The sequence below is a fragment of the Cellulomonas fimi genome, assembly GCF_028583725.1.
Lineage (GTDB): Bacteria > Actinomycetota > Actinomycetes > Actinomycetales > Cellulomonadaceae > Cellulomonas > Cellulomonas fimi_B.
This window is the reverse complement of the sequence record NZ_CP110680.1, coordinates 3,125,071-3,145,902: the sequence shown is the minus strand read 5'-3', so window position 1 is coordinate 3,145,902 and position 20,832 is coordinate 3,125,071. Positions and strand designations below refer to the sequence as shown.

At 74.0% G+C, this 20,832-nt stretch carries 19 protein-coding genes; 9 read left to right on the top strand and 10 right to left on the bottom strand.

Going from position 1 to position 20,832, the window contains the following annotated elements; translation table 11 throughout:
* Positions 1-53 precede the first annotated feature (53 nt).
* The 3 genes from OOT42_RS14170 (at position 54) to OOT42_RS14160 (ending at position 2,705) form a co-directional block, all read left to right on the top strand.
* On the top strand, positions 54-1,142 hold the full coding sequence (locus OOT42_RS14170) for a type IV pilus twitching motility protein PilT (RefSeq protein ID WP_273651832.1): 1,089 nt from the start codon (positions 54-56) through the stop codon (positions 1,140-1,142).
* A 148-nt stretch (positions 1,143-1,290) separates the two neighbouring features.
* On the top strand, positions 1,291-2,097 hold the full coding sequence (locus OOT42_RS14165; RefSeq protein WP_273651831.1) for a DUF4097 family beta strand repeat-containing protein: 807 nt from the start codon (positions 1,291-1,293) through the stop codon (positions 2,095-2,097).
* A complete protein-coding gene (locus OOT42_RS14160; protein WP_273654848.1) occupies positions 2,097-2,705 on the top strand; it encodes a PadR family transcriptional regulator in 609 nt (202 codons plus the stop codon). Before OOT42_RS14165 ends, OOT42_RS14160 begins: the two co-directional genes overlap by 1 nt.
* Before the next feature lie 67 nt (positions 2,706-2,772).
* Here the strand turns inward: OOT42_RS14160 and OOT42_RS14155 are convergent, their stop codons facing one another.
* On the bottom strand, positions 2,773-3,366 hold the full coding sequence (locus tag OOT42_RS14155) for a GDSL-type esterase/lipase family protein (RefSeq protein WP_273651830.1): 594 nt from the start codon (positions 3,364-3,366) through the stop codon (positions 2,773-2,775).
* A 142-nt stretch (positions 3,367-3,508) separates the two neighbouring features.
* A complete protein-coding gene (locus OOT42_RS14150; RefSeq protein WP_273651829.1) occupies positions 3,509-3,682 on the bottom strand; it encodes a hypothetical protein in 174 nt (57 codons plus the stop codon).
* A 94-nt stretch (positions 3,683-3,776) separates the two neighbouring features.
* On the opposite strand from OOT42_RS14150, the gene OOT42_RS14145 reads away from it, so the two are divergent.
* Positions 3,777-4,733 carry a GlxA family transcriptional regulator gene (locus OOT42_RS14145; protein WP_273651828.1) on the top strand — a complete coding sequence of 319 codons (957 nt, stop codon included), beginning with the start codon at positions 3,777-3,779 and terminating at the stop codon, positions 4,731-4,733.
* Positions 4,734-4,874: 141 nt separating this feature from the next.
* Entirely contained in the window at positions 4,875-5,144 is a 270-nt protein-coding gene (locus OOT42_RS14140) for a hypothetical protein (protein ID WP_273651827.1), read from the top strand.
* A gap of 66 nt (positions 5,145-5,210) precedes the next feature.
* On the opposite strand, the gene OOT42_RS14135 is transcribed toward OOT42_RS14140, so the two are convergent.
* From OOT42_RS14135 to OOT42_RS14115, 5 genes are all read right to left on the bottom strand, one after another.
* A complete protein-coding gene (locus OOT42_RS14135; protein WP_273651826.1) occupies positions 5,211-8,981 on the bottom strand; it encodes a multifunctional oxoglutarate decarboxylase/oxoglutarate dehydrogenase thiamine pyrophosphate-binding subunit/dihydrolipoyllysine-residue succinyltransferase subunit in 3,771 nt (1,256 codons plus the stop codon).
* Positions 8,982-9,244: 263 nt separating this feature from the next.
* A complete protein-coding gene (locus tag OOT42_RS14130) occupies positions 9,245-10,057 on the bottom strand; it encodes an ABC transporter permease (RefSeq protein ID WP_273651825.1) in 813 nt (270 codons plus the stop codon).
* The gene (locus OOT42_RS14125) at positions 10,057-11,013 is read right to left on the bottom strand and encodes an ABC transporter ATP-binding protein (protein ID WP_273651824.1); all 957 of its coding nucleotides are present in this window, start codon (positions 11,011-11,013) and stop codon (positions 10,057-10,059) included. Before OOT42_RS14125 ends, OOT42_RS14130 begins: the two co-directional genes overlap by 1 nt.
* A 42-nt stretch (positions 11,014-11,055) precedes the next feature.
* Entirely contained in the window at positions 11,056-12,144 is a 1,089-nt protein-coding gene (locus OOT42_RS14120; RefSeq protein ID WP_273651823.1) for a HAMP domain-containing sensor histidine kinase, read from the bottom strand.
* The gene (locus OOT42_RS14115; RefSeq protein ID WP_273654847.1) at positions 12,141-12,911 is read right to left on the bottom strand and encodes a response regulator transcription factor; all 771 of its coding nucleotides are present in this window, start codon (positions 12,909-12,911) and stop codon (positions 12,141-12,143) included. Before OOT42_RS14115 ends, OOT42_RS14120 begins: the two co-directional genes overlap by 4 nt.
* Before the next feature lie 272 nt (positions 12,912-13,183).
* Here OOT42_RS14115 and OOT42_RS14110 point away from each other — a divergent pair, with 272 nt between their 5' ends.
* The 3 genes from OOT42_RS14110 (at position 13,184) to OOT42_RS14100 (ending at position 17,351) form a co-directional block, all read left to right on the top strand.
* Positions 13,184-14,509, top strand: coding sequence for a hemolysin family protein (locus OOT42_RS14110; RefSeq protein ID WP_273651822.1), 1,326 nt, complete (start codon positions 13,184-13,186; stop codon positions 14,507-14,509).
* A complete protein-coding gene (locus OOT42_RS14105) occupies positions 14,506-15,549 on the top strand; it encodes a hemolysin family protein (protein WP_273651821.1) in 1,044 nt (347 codons plus the stop codon). The genes OOT42_RS14110 and OOT42_RS14105 overlap by 4 nt, the downstream gene beginning before the upstream one ends.
* A gap of 248 nt (positions 15,550-15,797) precedes the next feature.
* Positions 15,798-17,351 carry a M15 family metallopeptidase gene (locus OOT42_RS14100; protein WP_273651820.1) on the top strand — a complete coding sequence of 518 codons (1,554 nt, stop codon included), beginning with the start codon at positions 15,798-15,800 and terminating at the stop codon, positions 17,349-17,351.
* A gap of 137 nt (positions 17,352-17,488) precedes the next feature.
* On the opposite strand, the gene OOT42_RS14095 is transcribed toward OOT42_RS14100, so the two are convergent.
* The 3 genes from OOT42_RS14095 to fabG form a co-directional block, all read right to left on the bottom strand.
* Complete coding sequence (locus OOT42_RS14095; protein WP_273651819.1) at positions 17,489-18,424, bottom strand: aldose 1-epimerase family protein; 936 nt, start codon at positions 18,422-18,424, stop codon at positions 17,489-17,491.
* 100 nt (positions 18,425-18,524) lie between these two features.
* The gene (locus tag OOT42_RS14090; protein ID WP_273651818.1) at positions 18,525-18,968 is read right to left on the bottom strand and encodes an acyl-CoA thioesterase; all 444 of its coding nucleotides are present in this window, start codon (positions 18,966-18,968) and stop codon (positions 18,525-18,527) included.
* Complete coding sequence (gene fabG / locus OOT42_RS14085; protein ID WP_273651817.1) at positions 18,965-19,720, bottom strand: 3-oxoacyl-ACP reductase FabG; 756 nt, start codon at positions 19,718-19,720, stop codon at positions 18,965-18,967. The genes OOT42_RS14090 and fabG overlap by 4 nt, the downstream gene beginning before the upstream one ends.
* Before the next feature lie 267 nt (positions 19,721-19,987).
* Between fabG and OOT42_RS14080 the strand changes: the two genes are divergently transcribed.
* Positions 19,988-20,812, top strand: a complete 825-nt coding sequence (locus OOT42_RS14080) for an alpha/beta fold hydrolase (protein WP_273651816.1) — start codon at positions 19,988-19,990, stop codon at positions 20,810-20,812.
* The last annotated feature ends 20 nt before the right edge of the window (positions 20,813-20,832 follow it).

Genomic DNA, 20,832 nt, shown 5'->3' with positions numbered 1-20,832 from the left:
AGGACCCCTGACGCCCGCTCAAGTCGGTGGGCAATCCGGCCGATAAGGGCTGCGTGACCCAGAGCACGCAGTCCGTCATCCCGTTCCTGCACGCCCTCGCCAGCACGGGCGGCTCCGACCTGCACTGCAAGGTGGGGTCGGCCCCGCGCGTGCGCGTCGACGGGCGGCTGCGCAAGCTCCAGGTGCCGGACCTGCGCCCGGCGGACACCGAGCGGATGCTCGAGGAGGTCCTGCCCGACGACCTCGTCGAGAAGTTCCGCACGACGCACGAGGCGGACTTCGCGTACTCGCTCTCGGGCGTGGGGCGGTTCCGCGTGAACGCCTACCAGGCGCGCGGCACGTACGGGCTGGTGTTCCGGCGGGTCGCCGTGGGCGCGGAGTCGCTCGGCACGCTGGGGCTGCCGGAGGTCGTGGGGGAGCTCGCGCTCGAGCCGCGCGGTCTGGTGCTCGTGACCGGCCCGACGGGGTCGGGCAAGACGACGACGCTCGCGTCGATGGTCGACCTCATCAACACGTACCGCGAGGTCAACATCGTCACGATCGAGGACCCGATCGAGATCCTGCACCACGACAAGAAGGCGATCGTCTCGCAGCGCGAGGTCCGCCAGGACACGGCCGACTTCACGGTCGCGCTGCGTGCCGCGATGCGGCAGGACCCGGACGTGATCCTCGTCGGCGAGATGCGTGACGTCGAGACGGTCCGCGCGGCGCTGTCCGCCGCGGAGACGGGCCACCTGGTGCTCTCGACGCTGCACACGATCGACGCGGCGGAGTCCATCAACCGCGTCGTCGACTTCTTCCCGCCGCACGAGCAGAAGCAGGTGCGCGTCGCGCTCGCGCAGGCGCTGCGCGGCATCGTGTCGCAGCGTCTGGTCAGGCGTGCGGACGGCACGGGCCGGCGCGCGGCCGTCGAGGTCATGGTCAACACCGGCCGCACGGCCGAGGTGATCCTCGACCCGATGAGCGGCCCGCCGCTGATCGACCTCATCAAGGAGGGCGACTTCTACAAGATGCAGACGTTCGACCAGCACCTGTTCCAGCTGGTCCGGGACGACGTCATCACGTACGAGGAGGCCATGGCGACCTCGACGAACCCGCACGACCTCACGGTGGAGCTGCGGCAGGCGGGCCTCGTGTCCTGAGCCCTCCACCACCTGCGTGCCCCGACGAAGGCGCGCGCCCGGCCGACCGGCGGGCGCGCGCCTTCGTCGTCCCCGGGGCTTGCACGTCGCGACAGACGCGATATAACGTGTTCTGCGAGACGAGATATATCGCGAAGAGGAGCAGAGCATGGCCACCGAGACGTGGGTCGTCGCCCACCCCCAGATCATCGAGGTCGAGCAGGTCGCCGCCCTGCGCGTCCAGCTCGTCGGCGGTCGCGTCGACGTCGTCGCCCGCGACGAGCCCGGCGCGCGCATCGAGGTGCACGACGTCGAGGGCCGCCCGCTGGAGATCACGCTCGTCGACGGCGAGCTCCGTGTCGGCTACTCGTTCACCCTCACCGGGTGGGAGGGCTGGCTCGAGAAGGTCCGCAACTTCCGCGACAAGGACCGTGCCGACGTGCACATCGCCGTCCCGCGCGAGGTCTACGCGAAGGTCGGCACCGTGAGCGCCGAGGGGCTGCTCGCCGGCACCGTGTCCGACTCGTCGGTGTCGACGGTCTCCGGGTCGCTCGTCGTCGACGGCACCCGCGGGCGGCTGTCGGCGAACACCGTCTCCGGCGAGGTCGTCGTCCGCGACCACGCGGGGGACCTCAAGCTCAACTCCGTGTCCGGCGAGCTCGCGGCGTCGGGCGAGCTGACCCTCGTCCAGGCCAACACCGTGTCCGGTGCGCTCACGCTCGACGTCACGTCCGGGACGTCGTCGCTCACCGCGTCGACCGTGTCGGGCGACGTGACCGTGCGGCTGCCCTACGGCAAGGGGGTGCAGGTGCGCGCGCAGTCCGTGTCCGGCCGCCTGGTCGTCGACGACGAGGAGTACAAGGGCTCGATGCCGGGCCAGCGCAAGATCGACCTGCGCACGGGCGACGGCGCGTGCTTCGTCCAGGCCAACTCGGTGTCGGGCCACATCACGGTGCTGCGCGGAGCCGCACGATGATGGCACCGGTGTTCGCGCACGGGCAGCTGCGGCTCTACCTGCTGTCCCTGCTGGAGTCCGGCCCCAAGCACGGCTACGAGCTCATCACCGCGCTGTCCGACCGGTTCGGCGGCACCTACCGTCCGAGCGCCGGCACGATCTACCCGCGCCTCGCCCGGCTGGAGGAGGAGGGGCTCGTCGTCCGGGTCGACGAGGAGCGCAAGAGCACGTACTCGCTCACCGACGCCGGCCGCGCCGAGCTCGCCGCCCGCGAGGCCGACCTGGCCGACCTGGAGGAGGGCATCGCCGAGACCGTGCGTGACCGCGCCGCGTCCGTCCGCGCCGACGTGCGTGGCGAGATGCGCGGCCTCCGTGCCGACCTCGCCGCGGCCGCGCAGCAGGCGCGCGCCACCGCCGTCCAGCACCAGCCGCCCGCCCCGACCGACGAGCACGCCGCCTCGCACGTCCGGCGCACCGACGCCGAGGCGATGCTCGGCCGGTTCCGCGACGAGCTGCGCGCCGACCTGCGCCGCGCCGACGCGCAGGGCAAGGTCGAGCAGCTCACGGTCGACACGCTGCGGACCGTGCTCGACACGGCGCTCGCCGCCGTCCGCCAGACCCTGCGCTGAGGCGGGACGACGCCCGCACCCGACGGGAGGGTGCGGGCGTCGTCGTGCGTCCGTGCGCGCGGGCAGGTCAGGCGGCGTCGTCCGGCAGGCCCAGCCAGGCGTGCCAGCCGGTGTGCAGGACCAGCCACGCGATGAGGCCGTAGCCCGCCTGGCCCGGCAGGAGCCCGTTGCCGGCGGCGAGGTCGCCGAGCCACTGGTCGTGCGCGGCCAGCGGCGTGAACGTGTCGACGTAGGGGACGCGTCGGCGCGTCGCGACGTCGGCGAACGCGGCCGACAGGTCGGCGAGCTTCTCGGAGTCCGCGGTCGAGCCGGGGGGAGGGCCGACGACGAACGCGGGGATCCGGCGCTGCTCGGCGACGTCGAGGATGTTGGCGAGGTTGAGGCGGCTGCGCGCGAGCGACAGGTTCGCGTCGACGTCGGCGCGGCCGAGAGCCACCACGAGGCGGTTGTCGGCGTCGGCGGAGAGGCGACGGCCCACCTCGTCCTCCCACCGGGCGCCGAGCCCGGACGTCGTCTCCCCGGGGACGGCGAGCGTGAGGGCGGTCAGCGGGTCCGGCGTGGGGGTGCGGGCGACGACGCGTCCGACCCACCCGAGTCCCTTCGGGTCGCCGACGCCGGCGGCCAGCTCGTCGCCGACCACGGCCAGCCGCAGCTCGCCCACCCTGCCCTCACCTTCGCCGTCGTGCGGTGCCCGCGGCACCGTCCTGCGGACCAGTGTCGCAGGGCGGGGGCGCGGGACGCGGCTCATCGGTGGGCCTGTCGCCCGACCGTGGTGCGGTGCGGACGCGGGTGGCGCCCCGCGCTCAGCCGGCGACGCGGAACGGCTCGGAGGGCAGGTCCGACGTGGCGTCGGTCCAGTCGGCGTGGGACGACGGGGGCGGCGTGGTGCCGAGACCGTCGCCGCGGAGGGTCGTGACGAGGCGGGCGACCCACCAGGCCGCGGCGGCGAGTGCGACGAGGATCCAGAAAGTGGTCATGGCAGAAAGTCTGCGACCATCGATCAAGCGCCACGAGTGGCAGAACCGACGCTGACCGTTGAGTTTCTGCCACTGGTGCGGCGATACTGACGGCATGCTCCGCTCCGTCGCCGCGATCGTCCTGCCGAACACCGCGCCCTTCGAGCTCGGCGTCACGTGCGAGGTGTTCGGGATCGACCGCACCGACACGGGCGGGCCCCGCTTCGACTTCGCGGTGTGCGCCCCGGAGCCCGGACCCGTCACGACGAAGGCCGGCTTCTCGCTGCTCGTCGAGCACGGCCTCGAGGCCGCCGAGGACGTCGACCTCGTCGTCATGACCGCCTACGGCGAGCCCACGCGCGTCCCCGACGCCGTCCTCGACACCCTGCGCCGGGCGCACGCCCGCGGCGCCTGGGTCATGAGCATCTGCAGCGGTGCCTTCGCCCTCGGCGAGGCGGGTCTGCTCGACGGCCGCCGCTGCACGACGCACTGGATGTACACGACCGAGCTCGCGCGCCGCTTCCCGGCCGCCGTGATCGACCCGGCCGTGCTCTACGTCGACGACGACCGCGTCATCACGAGCGCGGGCACCGCCGCGGGCATCGACGCGGCCCTCCACCTGGTCCGGCGCGAGCTCGGTGCCGCGATGGCCTCGGCCGTCGCCCGCCGCATGGTCGTGCCGCCCCACCGCGACGGCGGTCAGGCGCAGTACGTCGACACGCCGCTCCCGTGCGACGCCGACACGCTCGCCCCGCTGCTCGCGTGGATGGTCGAGAACCTCGACCAGGAGCTCACCGTCCCCGACCTCGCCGCGCGCGCGTTCGTCTCCGAGCGCACCTTCGCACGGCGGTTCAAGTCCGAGACCGGCACGACGCCCGCCGCGTGGATCACGCGCCAGCGGCTCGTGCGCGCGCAGGAGATGCTCGAGCGCTCCGACGCGACCGTCGAGGAGATCGCCCGTCTGTGCGGCTTCGGCACCGCCGCCGTCCTGCGGCACCACTTCGCCCGCACTCTCGGCACGAGCCCGCAGGCGTACCGCCGGACGTTCGCCGTCGACGTCCCCGTCGGCTGACACCCCGCCGCCCGTCCCGTCCCGGCGACGGCACGGCCGAACGGCCCACGGCGCACGCGGCGACCTGGCATGCTCGGCGCGCCGGCACGGTCGGGACACGCGTCATCGACGCACCGATGCCGTCCATCGACGGGAAGGCCCATGGATCTCTCCTGGTACCCCTACGCGGCCCTCGCGCTCGTGCTCGCCGGCATGAAGGCGCAGAAGTCGCCGCGTGGACGCGTGGCCCTGGCCGTGGGCTACGCGCTCCTCGCCGGTGCGGCGCTCGTCGTCGAGGACGACGTCGTCCTGCGCGTGCTGCTGGCCGCCGGCCTCGCGGGCATCGCCGCGGCCGGTGGCTACGACCTCGCGCGGCTCCGCCTCGGGAAGCTCGGCCCCGCAGGCGAACCCGAGTCCGTCACGACGCCCTGAGCGGGCCCGAGAGACGACGAACCCCCCGGCACCTCACGAGGAGGGCCGAGGGGTTCGCGTCGGGCGTCAGCGCGCGTACGCCTGCTCGAGGAGCCGCGCCTGCTGCGCCTGGTGCTGCTTGGCGGACCCGGCGGCCGGCGACGCCGACTCGGGGCGGGACACGACCTGCAGCTCGCGGCCGATCAGCTGCGGCAGGTGCGTCGACAGGTACGTCCACGGACCCTGGTTGCGGGGCTCGTCCTGCACCCACACGAGCTCGGCGTCGCCGTAGGGCGCGAGCGCCTCGCGGATCGACTCCTCGTCGAGCGGGTACAGCTGCTCGAACCGCACGATCGCGGTGTGCTCGTCGCCGATCTTGACGCGCTCGGCGAGCAGGTCCCAGTAGACCTTGCCGGAGCACAGGACGACGCGGTTCACCTGGCCGGCCTTGGCGGCGGCGAGGTCGTCGCCGATCACCGGGCGGAAGGTGCCGGTCGTGAAGTCCTCGACTGCCGACGACGCCGCCTTGAGGCGCAGCATCGACTTCGGCGTGAACACCACGAGCGGCTTGCGCGGCCGGTGGTACGCCTGCCGCCGCAGCAGGTGGAAGTGCGACGCGGGCGTCGACGGCTGCGCGATGACCATGTTGTCCTCCGCGGCGAGCTGGAGGAACCGCTCGATGCGCGCCGACGAGTGGTCCGGCCCCTGGCCCTCGTAGCCGTGGGGGAGCAGCAGCACGACGGACGAGCGCTGGCCCCACTTCTGCTCGGCGGAGGAGATGAACTCGTCGATGACGGTCTGCGCGCCGTTGACGAAGTCGCCGAACTGCGCCTCCCACAGCACGAGCGCGTCGGGGCGCTCGACGGAGTAGCCGTACTCGAACCCCAGGGCCGCGTACTCCGAGAGCGACGAGTCGTAGACCCAGAACTTCGCCTGGTCGGCCGACAGGTACAGCAGCGGCGTCCACTCGGCGCCGGTCTCGCGGTCGTGGAACACCGCGTGCCGCTGCACGAACGTCCCGCGTCGCGAGTCCTGCCCGGCGAGACGCACGGGAGTGCCCTCGATGAGGAGCGAGCCGAACGCGAGGAGCTCGCCGAAGCCCCAGTCGATGCCGCCGTCGCGCGACATCTGCTCGCGCTTGGCGAGGAGCTGCTGCAGCTTCGGGTGGACCGTGAAGCCCTCCGGCGGACGCACGTGCGCCTTGCCGATGCGCTCGAGCGTGCCCTTGTCGACCGCGGTCTTCCAGCCGACCATGATGCCGGCGTCCTCGAGCTGCGACTCGGGGCGCTCCAGGCCGGCGACGGCCTCGGCCTCGGCCGGCGGCGGCGTCCAGCCGTCCTCACGGGTCTCCGCGAACACGCGCTCGAGCTGCTGCTGGTAGTCCTGCAGCGCCTGCTCGGCCTCGGTCAGGGAGATGTCGCCGCGCGCGACGAGCGTCTCGGTGTAGATCTTGCGGACCGAGCGCTTCGCCTCGATGAGGTTGTACATGAGCGGCTGCGTCATCGACGGGTCGTCGCCCTCGTTGTGGCCGCGGCGGCGGTAGCACAGCATGTCGATCACGACGTCGCGGTCGAACTGCTCGCGGTACTCGAACGCGAGCTCGGCGACGCGCACGCACGCCTCGGGGTCGTCCCCGTTGACGTGGAACACCGGCACCTGCAGGCCCTTGACCACGTCGGTCGCGTACTGCGACGAGCGCGACGACGACGGGCCGGTGGTGAAGCCGACCTGGTTGTTGATGATGACGTGGATCGTGCCGCCCGTCCGGTACCCGCGCAGCTGCGCGAGGTTGAGCGTCTCGAACACGACGCCCTGGCCCGCGAAGGCCGCGTCGCCGTGCACGAGGATCGGCAGCACGGAGAACCCGTCGCCGCCGAGGTCGATCCGGTCCTGCTTGGCGCGCACGATGCCCTCGAGCACCGGGTCGACGGCCTCCAGGTGCGACGGGTTCGCCGCGAGGTACACCTGCGTCGTCGCGCCGGACTCGGCGGTGAACGTGCCCTCGGTGCCGAGGTGGTACTTGACGTCGCCCGAGCCCTGGACCGACTTCGGGTCCTGGTTGCCCTCGAACTCGCTGAAGATCTGCGCGTACGACTTGCCGGCGATGTTCGCGAGCACGTTGAGCCGCCCGCGGTGCGCCATGCCGATGCCGACCTCGTCGAGGCCGCTGTCCGCGGCACGCGACAGGATCGCGTCGAGCAGCGCGATCACGGACTCGCCGCCCTCGAGCGAGAAGCGCTTCTGGCCGACGTACTTCGTCTGCAGGAACGTCTCGAACGCCTCGGCGGCGTTGAGGCGGCGCAGGATGCGCAGCTGGTCCTCGCGCGGCGTGCGGGCGTAGCCGGACTCCAGGCGCTCCTGGAGCCAGCGGCGCTGGCGCGGGTCCTGCAGGTGCATGTACTCGACGCCGATGGACCGGCAGTACGAGTCGCGGAGCAGGCCGAGCACGTCGCGCAGGCGCGCACGCGGCTTGCCGGTGAACCCGCCCGTCGGGAACGTGCGGTCGAGGTCCCACAGCGTGAGGCCGTGGTTCTGCACGTCGAGGTCGGGGTGCTTGCGCTGGCGGTAGGCGAGCGGGTCGGTGTCCGCCATGAGGTGCCCGCGCGAGCGGTACGCGTGGATGAGCTCGCCGATGCGGGCGGGCTTCATCGCCTCGTCGTCGGGGTCGTTCGACGTGTCGCGGACCCAGCGCACCGGCTCGTAGGGGACGCGCAGCGCCGCGAACACGCGGTCGTAGAAGCCGTCCTCGCCGAGCAGCTTGAGGCCGAGGATGCGCAGGAAGTCGCCGGACTGCGCGCCCTGGATGATGCGGTGGTCGTACGTGCTCGTGAGCGTGAGGACCTTCGAGACGCCCATCGCGTTGAGGCGGTCCTCGGACGTGCCCGCGAACTCGGCGGGGTAGTCCATCGCGCCGACGCCGACGATCGTGCCCTGGCCCTGCATGAGGCGCGGGACCGAGTGGACCGTGCCGATCGTGCCCGGGTTGGTGAGCGAGATCGTCGTGCCGGCGAAGTCGTCGACCGTGAGCTTGTTGCCGCGCGCCCGGCGCACGACGTCCTCGTAGGCCGTCCAGAACTGCGCGAAGTCGAGCGTGTCGGCCTTCTTGATCGACGGCACGAGGAGCTGGCGGGTGCCGTCGGGCTTCGCGAGGTCGATCGCGATGCCGAGCGCGACGTGCGCGGGCTGCAGGACGCCGGGCTTGCCGTCGACGAGCGTGTACGCCGCGTTCATCGCGGGCATGTCGGCGAGGGCCTCGACGAGGGCGTAGCCGATGAGGTGCGTGAACGACACCTTGCCGCCGCGACCGCGGGCCAGGTGGTTGTTGATGACGATGCGGTTGTCGACCATGAGCTTGGCCGGCACCGCGCGGACCGACGTCGCGGTCGGGACCTCGAGCGACGCCGCCATGTTGGTGACGACGCGCGCGGCGGGGCCGCGGAGCTTCTGCACGTCGTCGCCGGACTCGGCGGCCTCGATGCGCGTCGGGCGCTGCGCGACCTGCGCGTAGGGGGCGGTGGCCGGCTGGGCGGTCGCGATGGGCGACGTGATGGCGGGAGGCTCGGCCGTCGGCGCCGGCGCGGGCGCCGCGGGGGTGCTCGCCGCGGGAGCGCCGGCGGGGGCCGGGGACGGCTGGGACGGCTGCGGGGCGGGAGCCGGCGGCGCGTCCGCCGGGGCCGGCGACCCGTTGGACCCGCTCGGGGCCTCGGCCTCGCCGGGCTTGTAGCCCTCGAAGAAGTCCCACCACGCGGGGTCCACCGCGTTCCGGTCCTGCTTGAACTGCTCGTACAGCTCGTCCACGAGCCACTCGTTCGCGCCGAAGTCGGCACGGGTCGAGTCAGGCTCCGCCTTCTGGGTCACGCTGGGATCGCCCACTTCCGCTGCGGTTCGTGACCGCGTCGTCGCCGGATCTGTTGATGACAACATTACGGCCTGTCGGGGAGTCAGCCCGGCGGGGGAGCGGCACGTCGGACGATCTGCCGACCGTCTTCACCTGGTCGGCACACCAGGGTCAACGGCGGGCAACGCCGCCGTCGGCGCGGGCTCAAGCCGAGGTCGCTCCGAGACCTCCGGAGGTCATGGCTTGGCCCGCGGCCGACAGCATGCGAGACGGGCCCGGTCCGTCAGGTGATATCGCGGCGGAACGTCGTGAACCGCCCGATCGCCGCGAAGAGCAGCGCGTACCCGATCAGGACGGCCGCACCCTGCACGGGGCTGAGCAGCTGGGTCGCCCCCATCTCGGCGTACAGGCTCCCGCCGGACAGCGCCTCGGCCGCGGCCCCGGGGAAGAACCGCGCGATGCCGTCACCCCATGACGTCGCGGCGAGCCCGAACCGCAGCAGCGGCTCGAGGAACTGCGTGAACGCGAGGATCACGACGATCGCCGCGACCTGGTTGGTCAGGACGCTGCCGAACCCGACGCCCACGACGGCCCACAGGGCCAGCGCCACCGCGGACAGCGCCAGCACCCGCCATGTCGACGCGAGGTCGAGGTACGTCGGCTGGCCCGCGAGGGACACGACCAGCGCACCGGCGCCCGCGACGGTCGCCGTGCCCACGACGCCGAAGACGAGGCCGAGCACCGCGCCCGCGAGGAGCTTGGCGCCGAGCACGACGCTGCGGCGCGGCTCGGCCAGCAGGGTCGGCGTGATCGTCTGGTGCCGGAACTCCGTCGTGACCGCGAGGGTCCCCACGACGAGCGGGAACGTGTAGCCGAGCGTGACCGCGATCGTGTAGACGGTGCGGACGATCGCGTCGGCCGGCAGGGGGCCGCCGCCCTCGCCGCCCGGGACGGTGCCCATGTCGCCGCCCTGCGTGACGACGAACGCCATGACGGGGGCGATGAACGCCATGTAGCCGACCATCGCGAGCAGCAGGACCCACCACAGGCGGGTCGTGACGAGCTTGCGGTACTCGGTCCTCAGTGCCGCGCCCATCAGGCCGCCACCTCCGGGTTCTTGGTGGCGGCCGGCGTCGCGACCATGTCGAGGAACAGCCCTTCCAGGCCCGGGTTCCGGGTGCTCAGCTCGTGCAGCTCGAGCCCCGCCGCGAACGCCGCGGCACCCACGGTCGCGGCGTCGACGTCGACGAGGTCCACGGCGTGACCGGTCGTGTCGGGGTCGCCGGCGCGGGTCCAGCCGCCGCGCGCGAGCAGCGTGGTCAGACCGGCCGCGTCGGGGGACACGACCCGGACCTGCGGTCGCGCGAGCCGGACGAGGTCGTCGAGCGGGGACGCGTGCACGAGGCGGCCGCGCGCGATGATCACGACGTCGTCGACCGTCTGCTCGACCTCGGACAGCACGTGGCTCGACACGAGGACCGTGCGCCCCTCGGCGGCGAGCGCCCGGAGGAACACGCGCAGCCAGCGGATGCCCTCGGGGTCGAGGCCGTTCGCGGGCTCGTCGAGCAGCAGGACGGGCGGGTCGCCGAGGAGCGTCGTGGCGAGCGCGAGCCGCTGCCGCATGCCGAGGGAGAACCCGCCGACCCGCCGGTCGGCCGCGCCGCCGAGCCCGACGAGGTCGAGGACCTCGCTCGCGCGCGCGTCCGGCACGCCGACCTGGGGCGCGTACGTCCGGAGGTGGTCGAGCGCGGTGCGGCCGGGATGGAAGCTCGACGCCTCCAGGGCCGCGCCGACGGTGCGCAGCGGGCGGGGGAGGCGGTGGTACGGGCGGCCGCCGATGGTGGCGGTGCCGGACGTGGGTCGCACGAGCCCGAGGAGCATGCGCAGCGTCGTCGTCTTGCCGGCGCCGTTCGGGCCGAGGAAGCCGGTCACGCGACCGGGGTGCACCTCGAAGGTCAGGTCGTCGACCGCTCGGACGGGTCCGAAGGACTTCGACAGGTGGGAGACCGCGATGACGCGGTCGTGGCTCGGCAGTGGTGTCGTCGTGGCCATGCCCGTGACCTTACTGTTCTAGCGCGACTAGAACAATGCGATTCACGGCGTGCGCGTCCGGGCCGTCGTCGGGCGCCCGGGGAGCGTCACCCGCATGGTGCAGCCCGGGCCCTCGTCGGCGACCTCGATCCGGCCGCCGTGCAGGTCGACGGCCCAGCGCACGATCGCCAGACCCAGCCCCGTGCCACCCGTCGACCCCTGCCCGGTGATCGCGGGGGTGTTGCCGCGCACGAACCGCTCGAACACGTGCGCGCGCTGCTCCGGCGCGATGCCCGGCCCGTGGTCGACCACGTCGATCCGCACGTCCGTCCCCACCCGCGACGCGACCAGCAGCACCTCGTCGTCGGGCGGGGAGTGCCGCACGGCGTTGTGCAGGAGGTTCGCGACGACCTGGTGCAGGCGCTCCGGGTCCGCGGCCACCGTGAGGTCCGCGGGCTCGACGCGCACCGGGAACGTCAGCCGCTTCGACGACCCGACGAGCGCCGCGCCGTCCGCCGCCTCGTGCAGGAAGTCGTCGAGCCGGACCTCCTCGATCTGCAGCGGCACGTCGCCCGCCTCCAGACGGGACAGGTCGAGCAGGTAGGTCACGAGCCGGCCGAGCCGCTCGGTCTGCGCGAGCGCGGCCTGCATCGTCACCGGGTCCGGCTCGCTCACGCCGTCGACGATGTTCTCCAGCTGCGCCTGGAGCGCCGTCACCGGCGTGCGCAGCTCGTGCGCGACGTTCGCGACCAGCTCGCGCCGGAACGTGTCCGCCTGCTCCAGGTCGTCGGACATCGTGTTGAACGCCTCGGCGAGCTGACCGACCTCGTCGTTGCTCGTCGCGCGCACCCGCTGGCTGTAGTCGCCGTCGGCCATCCGGCCCGCCGCGTGCGTCATCTCCCGCAGCGGCGACGTCATGCCGCGCGCCAGCAGCTGCGTCACGACGAGCGACAGGGCGATCGCGATCGGCAGCGTGCGGCTCGGGCCCAGGTGGAACTGCGACAGCCCCACCCACGTGATGAACGACGCCAGCGCGACCGACGCCGCGACGAGCACGCCGAGCTTGATCTTGATCGAGCGGAACCGGTCCAGCGGGCGGACGTCCGGCAACCGTGACCGCCCCTCGCCGCGCACGTGACGCGGTGCCGTCACGACCCCTCGGACCGCGTCGCCGAGCTCTCGTCCGCGGGCTCGAACGCGTAGCCGACGCCGTGCACCGTGCGGATGAGGTCCGCGCCGAGCTTGCGGCGCAGCGCCTTCACGTGCGAGTCGACCGTCCGCGTGCCGCTCGCGTCGACCCAGTCCCACACCTCCGCGAGCAGCCGCTCACGCGTGAGCACCGTCCGCGACGAGCCCGCGAGCGCGACCAGCAGGTCGAACTCGGTGGGCGTGAGGTGGACCTCCTGGTCACCCCGCTGCACCCGGCGCTGCGCGCGGTCGATCGACACGTCGCCGATGACGAGCGGCGGGTCCGGCGTCGTCGCCACGGCGATCTCGGCGGCGCGGGCGGCGCGCTCCTGACGGCGCAGCAGCGCCTTCGTGCGGGCGACGAGCTCGCGCATCGAGAACGGCTTCGTCATGTAGTCGTCGGCGCCCACGCCGAGGCCGACGAGCATGTCGGTCTCGTCGTCGCGCGCCGTGAGCATGAGGACCGGGACGGGGCGCTCGGCCTGGATCTGGCGGCACACCTCGAGCCCGTCGATGCCCGGCAGCATGATGTCGAGGACGACCACGTCGGGCCGCACGCGCGTCGCCGCGGCGACCCCCGACGGACCGTCGGCGGCGGCCTCGACCCGCCAGCCCTCGGCGGTGAAACGGTGCGCGATCGCCTGCGCGATCGCCGGCTCGTCCTCGACCACGAGGACGGTCGTCGCGGCACCTCCGGACGGCGCGGGCGGCTGCGCACCGCTGCTGTTCATCATGAGGTCAGCGTGGCACAGCCACCCCTCCCGCACCCGGAACCTCGGCGGGGGAGGCGGGGGGAAGACGTGTCGGACCGGTGCAGGACGGGTCGCCGCGCGCACCCGGCGCGGCGGCGGGCCGGACCGTAGGATGTCGCCACCATGAGCGGCTCAAGTAGCTGCCGGCGACCCCAGCGGGCCGACCAGCCCGGTGGCGGCGACGCCGGCCTCCCCGTCCCCTCCCGCCCGCCCGTCGACCCTCCGTCCGTCGCACCCCCGGGCGGTGACCTGTGCTGACCGAGTGGCTCCTCGTCGGCCTCGGCGTGCTCCTCACGCTCGGCACCGCCGTGTTCGTCGCCGCGGAGTTCTCGCTCGTCACGCTCGACCCGGGCGTCGTCGACAAGCAGACCGCCCCCGACGACCGCCGCGGGCAGTCCGTCGTGAAGGCGCTGCGACGGCTGTCGACCGAGCTGTCGGGTGCCCAGGTCGGCATCACGATCACCACGATCCTTCTCGGCTACACGACGCAGCCCGCGGTCGTGCGCCTGCTCGGCGGCCCGCTGGAGGCGTCGCCGCTGGGCCGCGTCATCGGCGGCGCGGTCGCGGGCCTGCTCGCGATCGTGCTCGTCAACGGCTTCTCGATGGTCGTCGGCGAGCTCATCCCGAAGAACTTCGCGATCAGCCGGCCGCTCGGCACCGCGCGTACCGTCGCACCGCTGCAGCGCGGCTTCACCACCACGCTGCGGCCGCTGATCTCCCTGTTCAACGGCAGCGCGAACGCGATCCTGCGGCGTGTCGGCGTCGAGCCGCGCGAGGAGCTCGCCGGCGGGCGCTCGCCGCAGGAGCTCGCCGCGCTCGTCCGGCGGTCGGCGGAGGTCGGCACGCTCGACGAGTCGACCGCGACGCTGCTCATCAACTCCGTCGAGTTCTCCGAGCTCACCGCCGTCGACGTGATGACGGACCGCGGACGGCTCGTGCTCGTGCGCCGCGACGAGGACTCCGCCGCCGACGTGATCGCCCTCGCGCGCACCAGCGGCCACTCGCGGTTCCTCGTCATCGGCGACTCCGCGGACGACGTCGTCGGGCTCGTGCACCTGCGCCGCGCCGTCGCCGTGCCGTACGAGAAGCGCGCCGAGGTCCCGGCCGCCGCGCTCATGGTCGACGTGCCGCGTGTGCCCGAGACGGTCCACCTCGGCCCGCTGCTCGTCGAGCTGCGGCAGGGCGGACAGCTCGCCGTCGTCGTCGACGAGTACGGCGGCACGTCGGGCGTCGTCACGCTCGAGGACGTCGTCGAGGAGCTCGTCGGGGACGTCGCCGACGAGCACGACCGCCGCCGCCAGTCCGCCGCGCAGTCCGCCGACGGCTCGTGGCTGCTCGCGGGCGTCCTGCGGCCCGACGAGCTCGCGGAGGTCACGGGCCTGCGCGTGCCCGAGGACGGCCCCTACGAGACGCTCGGCGGCCTCCTCATGTACGTGCTCGGCCGGATCCCCGAGCAGGGCGACGAGGTCGTCGTCGACCGGGTGCGCCTGGTCGTCGATCGCATGGCCGGGCGGCGCGTCGAGCGCGTCCGCGTGCAGGCCGTCGCCGCTGACGAGGACGAGGAGGACGACGCGTGAGCAGCAACGTCGCCCTGCTGGTCGGTGTGCTCCTGCTCGCCGGCAACGCCTTCTTCGTCGGCGCGGAGTTCGCGATCATCTCCGCGCGCCGCAGCCAGATCGAGCCGCTCGCCGAGGCCGGCGACCGTCGCGCCCGCACGGTGCTGTGGGCGATGGAGCACGTGTCCCTCATGCTCGCGTGCGCGCAGCTCGGCATCACCGTGTGCTCGACGAGCCTCGGCGTCGTCGCCGAGCCCGCGATCGCGCACCTCATCGAGGACCCGCTGCACGCGCTGGGCGTCAGCAGCGACCTCACGCACCCCATCGCGTTCGTGCTCGCGCTCGCGATCGTCGTCTACCTGCACGTCGTGCTCGGCGAGATGGTGCCGAAGAACCTCGCGGTCGCCGGGCCCGAGCGCGCCGTGCTGATGTTCGGGCCGCCGCTCGTCTGGATCGCGCGCATGGTCCGGCCCGTGATCGCGGCGCTCAACTGGCTCGCGAACCACGCGCTGCGGCTCGTCGGCGTCGAGCCGAAGGACGAGGTGTCGTCCGCGTTCACGGCGCAGGAGGTCCACTCGATCGTCGAGCGGTCGCAGGCCGAGGGGCTGCTGGAGGACGAGCAGGGCCTGCTCACCGGCGCCCTGGAGTTCTCGGACCGCACGGCGGGGGACGTCATGGTCCCCGTCGACGCGCTCGTCACGGTCGGCCCGGGCGGCACCCCGGAGGAGGTCGAGCGCCTCGTCGCACGGACCGGGTACAGCCGGTTCCCCGTCCTCGACGACGACGGCAGCCCGGCGGGCTACCTCCACCTCAAGGACGTGCTGTACGCCGACGCGGACGCCCGGAAGCTGCCCGTGCCGACGTGGCGGGTGCGCGCGCTCGCGGTCGTCGCGCCGGGGGACGAGGTCGAGGACGCGCTCGCCGCGATGCAGCGTTCCGGCGCGCACCTCGCGCGGGTCGACGACGGCGGGCGGACCGTCGGCGTCGTGTTCCTGGAGGACATCCTCGAGGAGCTCGTCGGCGAGGTGCGCGACGCGATGCAGCGCGGTCAGACGTTCTGAGGCGCGCGGGAATCGCGGGCCCGGCCGGGCACGGCGATGACCTGGGCGTCCGCCGGTCCGGTGGCGCGAACGTGCCCGATGTGCACCGCGTGTCGTCCCGCGCGGCCCCTGGACGCCCGTCCAGGGGCTTGGAAGCGCGACCGCGACCCGTTATGGTTTCGTGACCGCGGTCGCCGGAGCCGCCCCGAGAGGGACGCCTCCCCGGCCGCGGACGTCCGCCAGCGTGGACCGGAGCGAGTGGAGGTGTCGTGGGGCCCGAGCACAACGAGGCGACCCCCCGGCCGACCCGTCGCAGCCTCCGTGAGGCCGAGCGCAGGGCGGCCGGTCAGACGTCGAGCGCCGTGCTCACGCCCCCGGGCGTGCCCGTGACGTCCGCCCCGCAGCCCGTCGGCCCCGCCCTCCCGTCGTGGAGCCAGCCGCGCCCCGACGGCGGGTCCGCGCAGCCCGTCCCCCGCGCGTCGTACGGCGCGGCCGCGACGGCCCGCACGACGCCGCCGCCGAACGCGCCCCGCACGACGCTCCCGGCCCCGGGTGCCCGGACGACGCTGCCGACGCCCGGCGCCCGGACGACGCTCCCGAGGCCCGACGCCCGCACGACGCTGCCCGCGCCCGGTGCCCGCACGGCGCTCCCGAGGCCCGACGCCCGCACGACGCTGCCGGCGCCCGGCGCCCGCGCCGGCGCAGCTGCGCCGTCCGTCTCCGGCCCCCGCGCCTCGGCTCTGCAGCCCGCCGCGAACCTCGGCCCCTCGTGGACCGCGGGCTCCGCGCCCCGGCCGCCCGCACGCGACGAGGCCCCGGCCGACCGTGCACCGCACGCCACCGAGCCCGGTGCCACCGCCGCGCACCCGCGCCCCGCGCCTGCGCCGTCGTGGTCCTCGCTCACAGCGACCGCCACCGCCGCGCCCGCCGCCCGGTCGGCCGTCGAGACGACCGTCATGGCGCCCCTCCCGCTCGACGACGAGCCCGAGCCGGCCCCGGTCGCCGCCCGCACCACCACCACGGCCCGCACTCCCGACGTCGAGCGCGCGGCCACGCGGTCCCGCACCGACTCCACCCGCCCGACGAACCGGCACCAGGCCCGGATGCCGCGGCTCGCGGTGCGCCTCGGCGTGCTGGGAGCGCTGGCCGGCGTGACCGTCGTCATCCCCACGGTCAGCCAGGGCGCGCTCGAGGGCGTCGGCGTGCCGGGCACGGACGCGCGCGCCGCCGAGGCGTCGCTCCCGGACACCGTCTCGGCGCTCACCGCGTCGTCGCTGTCGATCCTCCCGCCGTCGTCGCTCGTGTCGGCGGACGGCGCGCTCGCCGCCCGCGAGGCCGCGGGCAGCAGTCGGACCGAGGTGCGCTCGGCGCTCCCCGGCTGCGACGGCACGGACCGCCCCGCGGGCGAGAACGGCCTGCTGCGGACCGCCGACCTGTGCACGCTGTGGGACGGCCACACGCAGCTGCGCGCCGACGCGGCCGTGTCGCTCGCCGAGTTCAACCAGGCGTTCGTCGCGCGGTTCGGCGGCGACCTGTGCCTCAGCTCCGGCTACCGCTCCCTCGCGCAGCAGCGCGTGGTCAAGGCGCAGAAGGGCGGCCTCGCCGCCGCACCCGGCAAGAGCAACCACGGCTGGGGCCTCGCCGTCGACCTCTGCCAGAGCCAGACGTCCGGTGCCAAGTGGGCGTGGATCCTCGACAACGGGCCCGCGTTCGGCTGGGAGAACCCGGCCTGGGCCAAGCGCGGCGGCAGCGGCCCGTACGAGCCGTGGCACTGGGAGTACGCGAAGGGCGTCCAGGAGGACGGCGAGTACTACGGGCGCTGACCGCCCGGTCCGTCCGTCCCGCTGAACCCTCGGCACGATCCGTCGCAGCCACCCCCGCCGGAGCCCCGGACCCGCTCGTGCGTGGACGCGACGAGGGCGCCCGAGCGGTGGCCCGGACGCCCTCGCGTGCACCGCTGTCAGCGCAGCTGCAGACCCCACGTCACGTGGTGCCGCGCGCCCGGCTCGAGGCGGACCAGGTCGGTGCCCGTCCGGAACGCGTCCGCGACGCACGTCATGGGCTCCGCGGCGACGCCGCGGCGGTCGATGCGCGGGATCCCGTCGCCCGTGCAGACCTGCCACGCGGCGAACGTCTCGTCGGCCCACATCGCGACCGTCCGACCGTCCGGGCGGCCCAGCCGGATCCACGACCGGCGCTCCGCGTCGCGCGTGATGCCGACCCAGGCGTCGTCGAGCGCGACGCCACGCAGCGAGGTCGCGGCCCGCAGGTCGAACGTGCCGCTCACCGGCTCGGTCCCGGTCGGCAGCAGGCGGCCGTCGACCGTCACGTGCGCATCGGCGTCGACCTGCAGCGTGCACTCGTCGACGGCCGCGTCGCCGGGGGAGAGCCACGGGTGGAAGCCCACGCCGTAGGGCGCCGCGGTGTCGTCGAGGTTGGTCGCCGTGACCTCGACCCGCAGGCCGTCGTCGTCGAGCGTGTAGGTGACGGCCAGGTGCACCGACCACGGGTAGCCCGGCGTCGGGACGATCGTGTGCTCGAGGACGAGCCGCTCGTCGCTCTGCTCTGTCGCCGTGAAGGCGACGTACGCGACGAGACCGTGCAGCGCCGTGCGGCGCGCGTGCTCGGTGACGGGCACCTCGTAGGCGGTCCCGTCGAACGTGTACTCGCCGTCGGTGAGGCGGTTCGGCCACGGCGCGAGAACCGCGCCCGAGAAGGCGGGCGCCGACTCGGTCTCGGCGAACGGCAGGACGACGTCCACGCCGCCGACCGTGTAGGTGCGCAGGCTGGCGCCGACGGCGGCGACCACCGCCTCGGCGTCGCCGCGGGTCAGGGTGTGCTGGGTGCCGGTCGGCAGGGCGCGGACGGCCCGGGGCGCGGCGGTGCTCGTGTTCACGCTCACACGGTAGTGGTCGCGGGGCGCCGCGCTCGGCCCGAGGGTCCCGTGGTCGGTCGCCCGAGCGTCGCGCCGAGGCAGGTCCGGCGCGGTCCGGCCGTCAGGTCAGCAGGTCGCGCTCGATCGCGGCGCGGATGCCGTCGGGGACGGGGACCGGGCGCCGTGTGCCGCGGTCGACCCAGACGTGCACGAACCGGCCCGTCGCGAGCGCGTCGTCCGCGCCCGGGCGCAGGATGCCGAGCTCCCACGTGACGCTCGTCGTGCCCACCGCGCCCGCGCGCAGGCCGACCTCCCACGGGTCGGGGAACGACGAGGGCTCGCGGAACTCGCACGACGACGCGACGCACACCGCGATGCGGTCGCCGCCGAGCGGGTCGAGTCCGGCCCGCAGCAGCCAGGCGTTGATCGTGGTGTCCATCGCCTCGTAGTAGACGGCGTTGTTGACGTGCCCGTACTGGTCGTTGTCCTGCCACCGGGTCGGGAACGGTGCGCGGTGCGGGTACGGCGTCGGCGCCGGGCGGCCGCGTCCGGAGCCGGTCGTCACGCGCGCGGCCCGCCCGCGACGTAGAGGACCTGGCCCGACACGAAGCCCGCCTCCTGCGAGGCGAAGAACGAGACCGCCGCGGCGACGTCCTCGGGCCGGCCCACCCGGCGCACCGGGACGGCCTTCGCCTCGGACTCGACCAGCTCCGCGAACGGCACACCGAGCCGGTCGGCGACCGCGCGCGTCATCTCGGTCTCGACGAACCCCGGTGCGACCGCGTTGACCGTGACGCCGAACGGACCCAGCTCGATCGCGAGCGTGCGCGTGAACCCCTGGATGCCGGCCTTGGCCGCCGCGTAGTTCGCCTGCCCGCGGTGGCCGAGCGCCGACGTGCTCGACAGGTTCACGACGCGACCCCACCGCGCCTCCACCTGGTACGCCTGCACCGCGCGGCTGACGAGGAACGCGCCGCGCAGGTGCACGCGCACGACGTCGTCGAAGTCCGTGGCCGACATCCGGAACAGCAGGTTGTCCCGCAGGATCCCGGCGTTGTTCACGAGCACCGTCGGCGGGCCGAGCGTGTCGGCGACCTGGGCGACGGCCGCGGTGACGGCGTCCTCGTCGGACACGTCGGCGCCGACCGCGACCGACTCGCCCCCCGCCTCGCGGATCGCCGCGGCCGTCGTCTCGGCGTCCTGGCCGGAGAGGTCGAGCACCGCGACCCGGTAGCCGTCGCGCGCGAGGCGGAGGGCGGTCGCCGCCCCGATCCCGCGCGCGGCGCCGGTCACGAGGGCGGTCCTGGCTGTCGTCACGGGCGGGTCCTCTCGTCGGCGACGCCGGGGTGCTCGTGGACGCGACGGACCTGCGTGGCCCGCGTCGTCGCCCGGCTCGGGTCCGACGATACGCAGCCGCGACCCGCGTCGCCGTGCCTGCGACAGCGCAGCCCGGCGGACCTGCGACCGGCGCGTCGGGGCGGACACGCCGTCGACGCGCGGAGTTCACACGTCGCACCTAGCCCGGGAGCCGTGCGGGCGGCGATGCTGGCCGGACGCACCGGACACGCTCGGGGGAGGCTTCGGATGGGCACGATCACCACGACCGACGGCGTCGAGATCTTCTACAAGGACTGGGGCTCGGGGCAGCCGATCGTGTTCAGCCACGGCTGGCCGCTGTCGGCCGACGACTGGGACACGCAGCTCCTGTTCTTCCTGAACGAGGGGTACCGCGTCATCGCGCACGACCGGCGGGGCCACGGCCGGTCGTCGCAGGTCGCCGACGGGCACGACATGGACCACTACGCCGACGACCTCGCGGCTCTCACCGCGCACCTGGACCTGCACGACGCGGTGCACATCGGCCACTCGACGGGTGGCGGCGAGGTGGTCCGCTACCTCGGCCGGCACGGCGAGAGCCGCGTCGCGAAGGCCGTGCTCATCGCGGCCGTGCCGCCGCTCATGGTCCAGACCGACACGAACCCCGGCGGGCTGCCGAAGGCCGTCTTCGACGGGCTCCAGGCCGAGGTCGCCGCACACCGCTCCGACTTCTACCGCGCACTGCCGTCCGGACCGTTCTACGGGTACAACCGGCCGGGGGCCGAGCCGTCGGAGGCGGTCATCGCGAACTGGTGGCGGCAGGGGATGATGGGCAGCGCGAAGGCGCACTACGACGGCATCGTCGCGTTCTCGCAGACCGACTTCACCGACGACCTCAAGACCATCACCGTGCCCGTCCTCGTGCAGCACGGCGACGACGACCAGATCGTGCCCTACGCCAACTCCGGGCCGCTCAGCGCCGAGCTCGTGCAGAACGGCACGCTCAAGACCTACGAGGGCTTCCCGCACGGCATGCCGACGACGCACGCCGACGTCATCAACGCGGACATCCTGGAGTTCATCCGGTCCTGACGCCGGCCGTGCGCGGGTGG

Coding starts and splice junctions, on each gene's coding strand:
- OOT42_RS14145 (WP_273651828.1), top strand. CDS start 3,777: ATGCTCCGCTCCGTCGCCGCGATCGTCCTGCCGAACACCGCGCCCTTC.
- OOT42_RS14150 (WP_273651829.1), bottom strand. CDS start 3,682: ATGACCACTTTCTGGATCCTCGTCGCACTCGCCGCCGCGGCCTGGTGG.
- OOT42_RS14160 (WP_273654848.1), top strand. CDS start 2,097: ATGGCACCGGTGTTCGCGCACGGGCAGCTGCGGCTCTACCTGCTGTCC.
- OOT42_RS14115 (WP_273654847.1), bottom strand. CDS start 12,911: ATGAACAGCAGCGGTGCGCAGCCGCCCGCGCCGTCCGGAGGTGCCGCG.
- OOT42_RS14165 (WP_273651831.1), top strand. CDS start 1,291: ATGGCCACCGAGACGTGGGTCGTCGCCCACCCCCAGATCATCGAGGTC.
- OOT42_RS14125 (WP_273651824.1), bottom strand. CDS start 11,013: ATGGCCACGACGACACCACTGCCGAGCCACGACCGCGTCATCGCGGTC.
- OOT42_RS14130 (WP_273651825.1), bottom strand. CDS start 10,057: ATGGGCGCGGCACTGAGGACCGAGTACCGCAAGCTCGTCACGACCCGC.
- OOT42_RS14140 (WP_273651827.1), top strand. CDS start 4,875: ATGGATCTCTCCTGGTACCCCTACGCGGCCCTCGCGCTCGTGCTCGCC.
- OOT42_RS14080 (WP_273651816.1), top strand. CDS start 19,988: ATGGGCACGATCACCACGACCGACGGCGTCGAGATCTTCTACAAGGAC.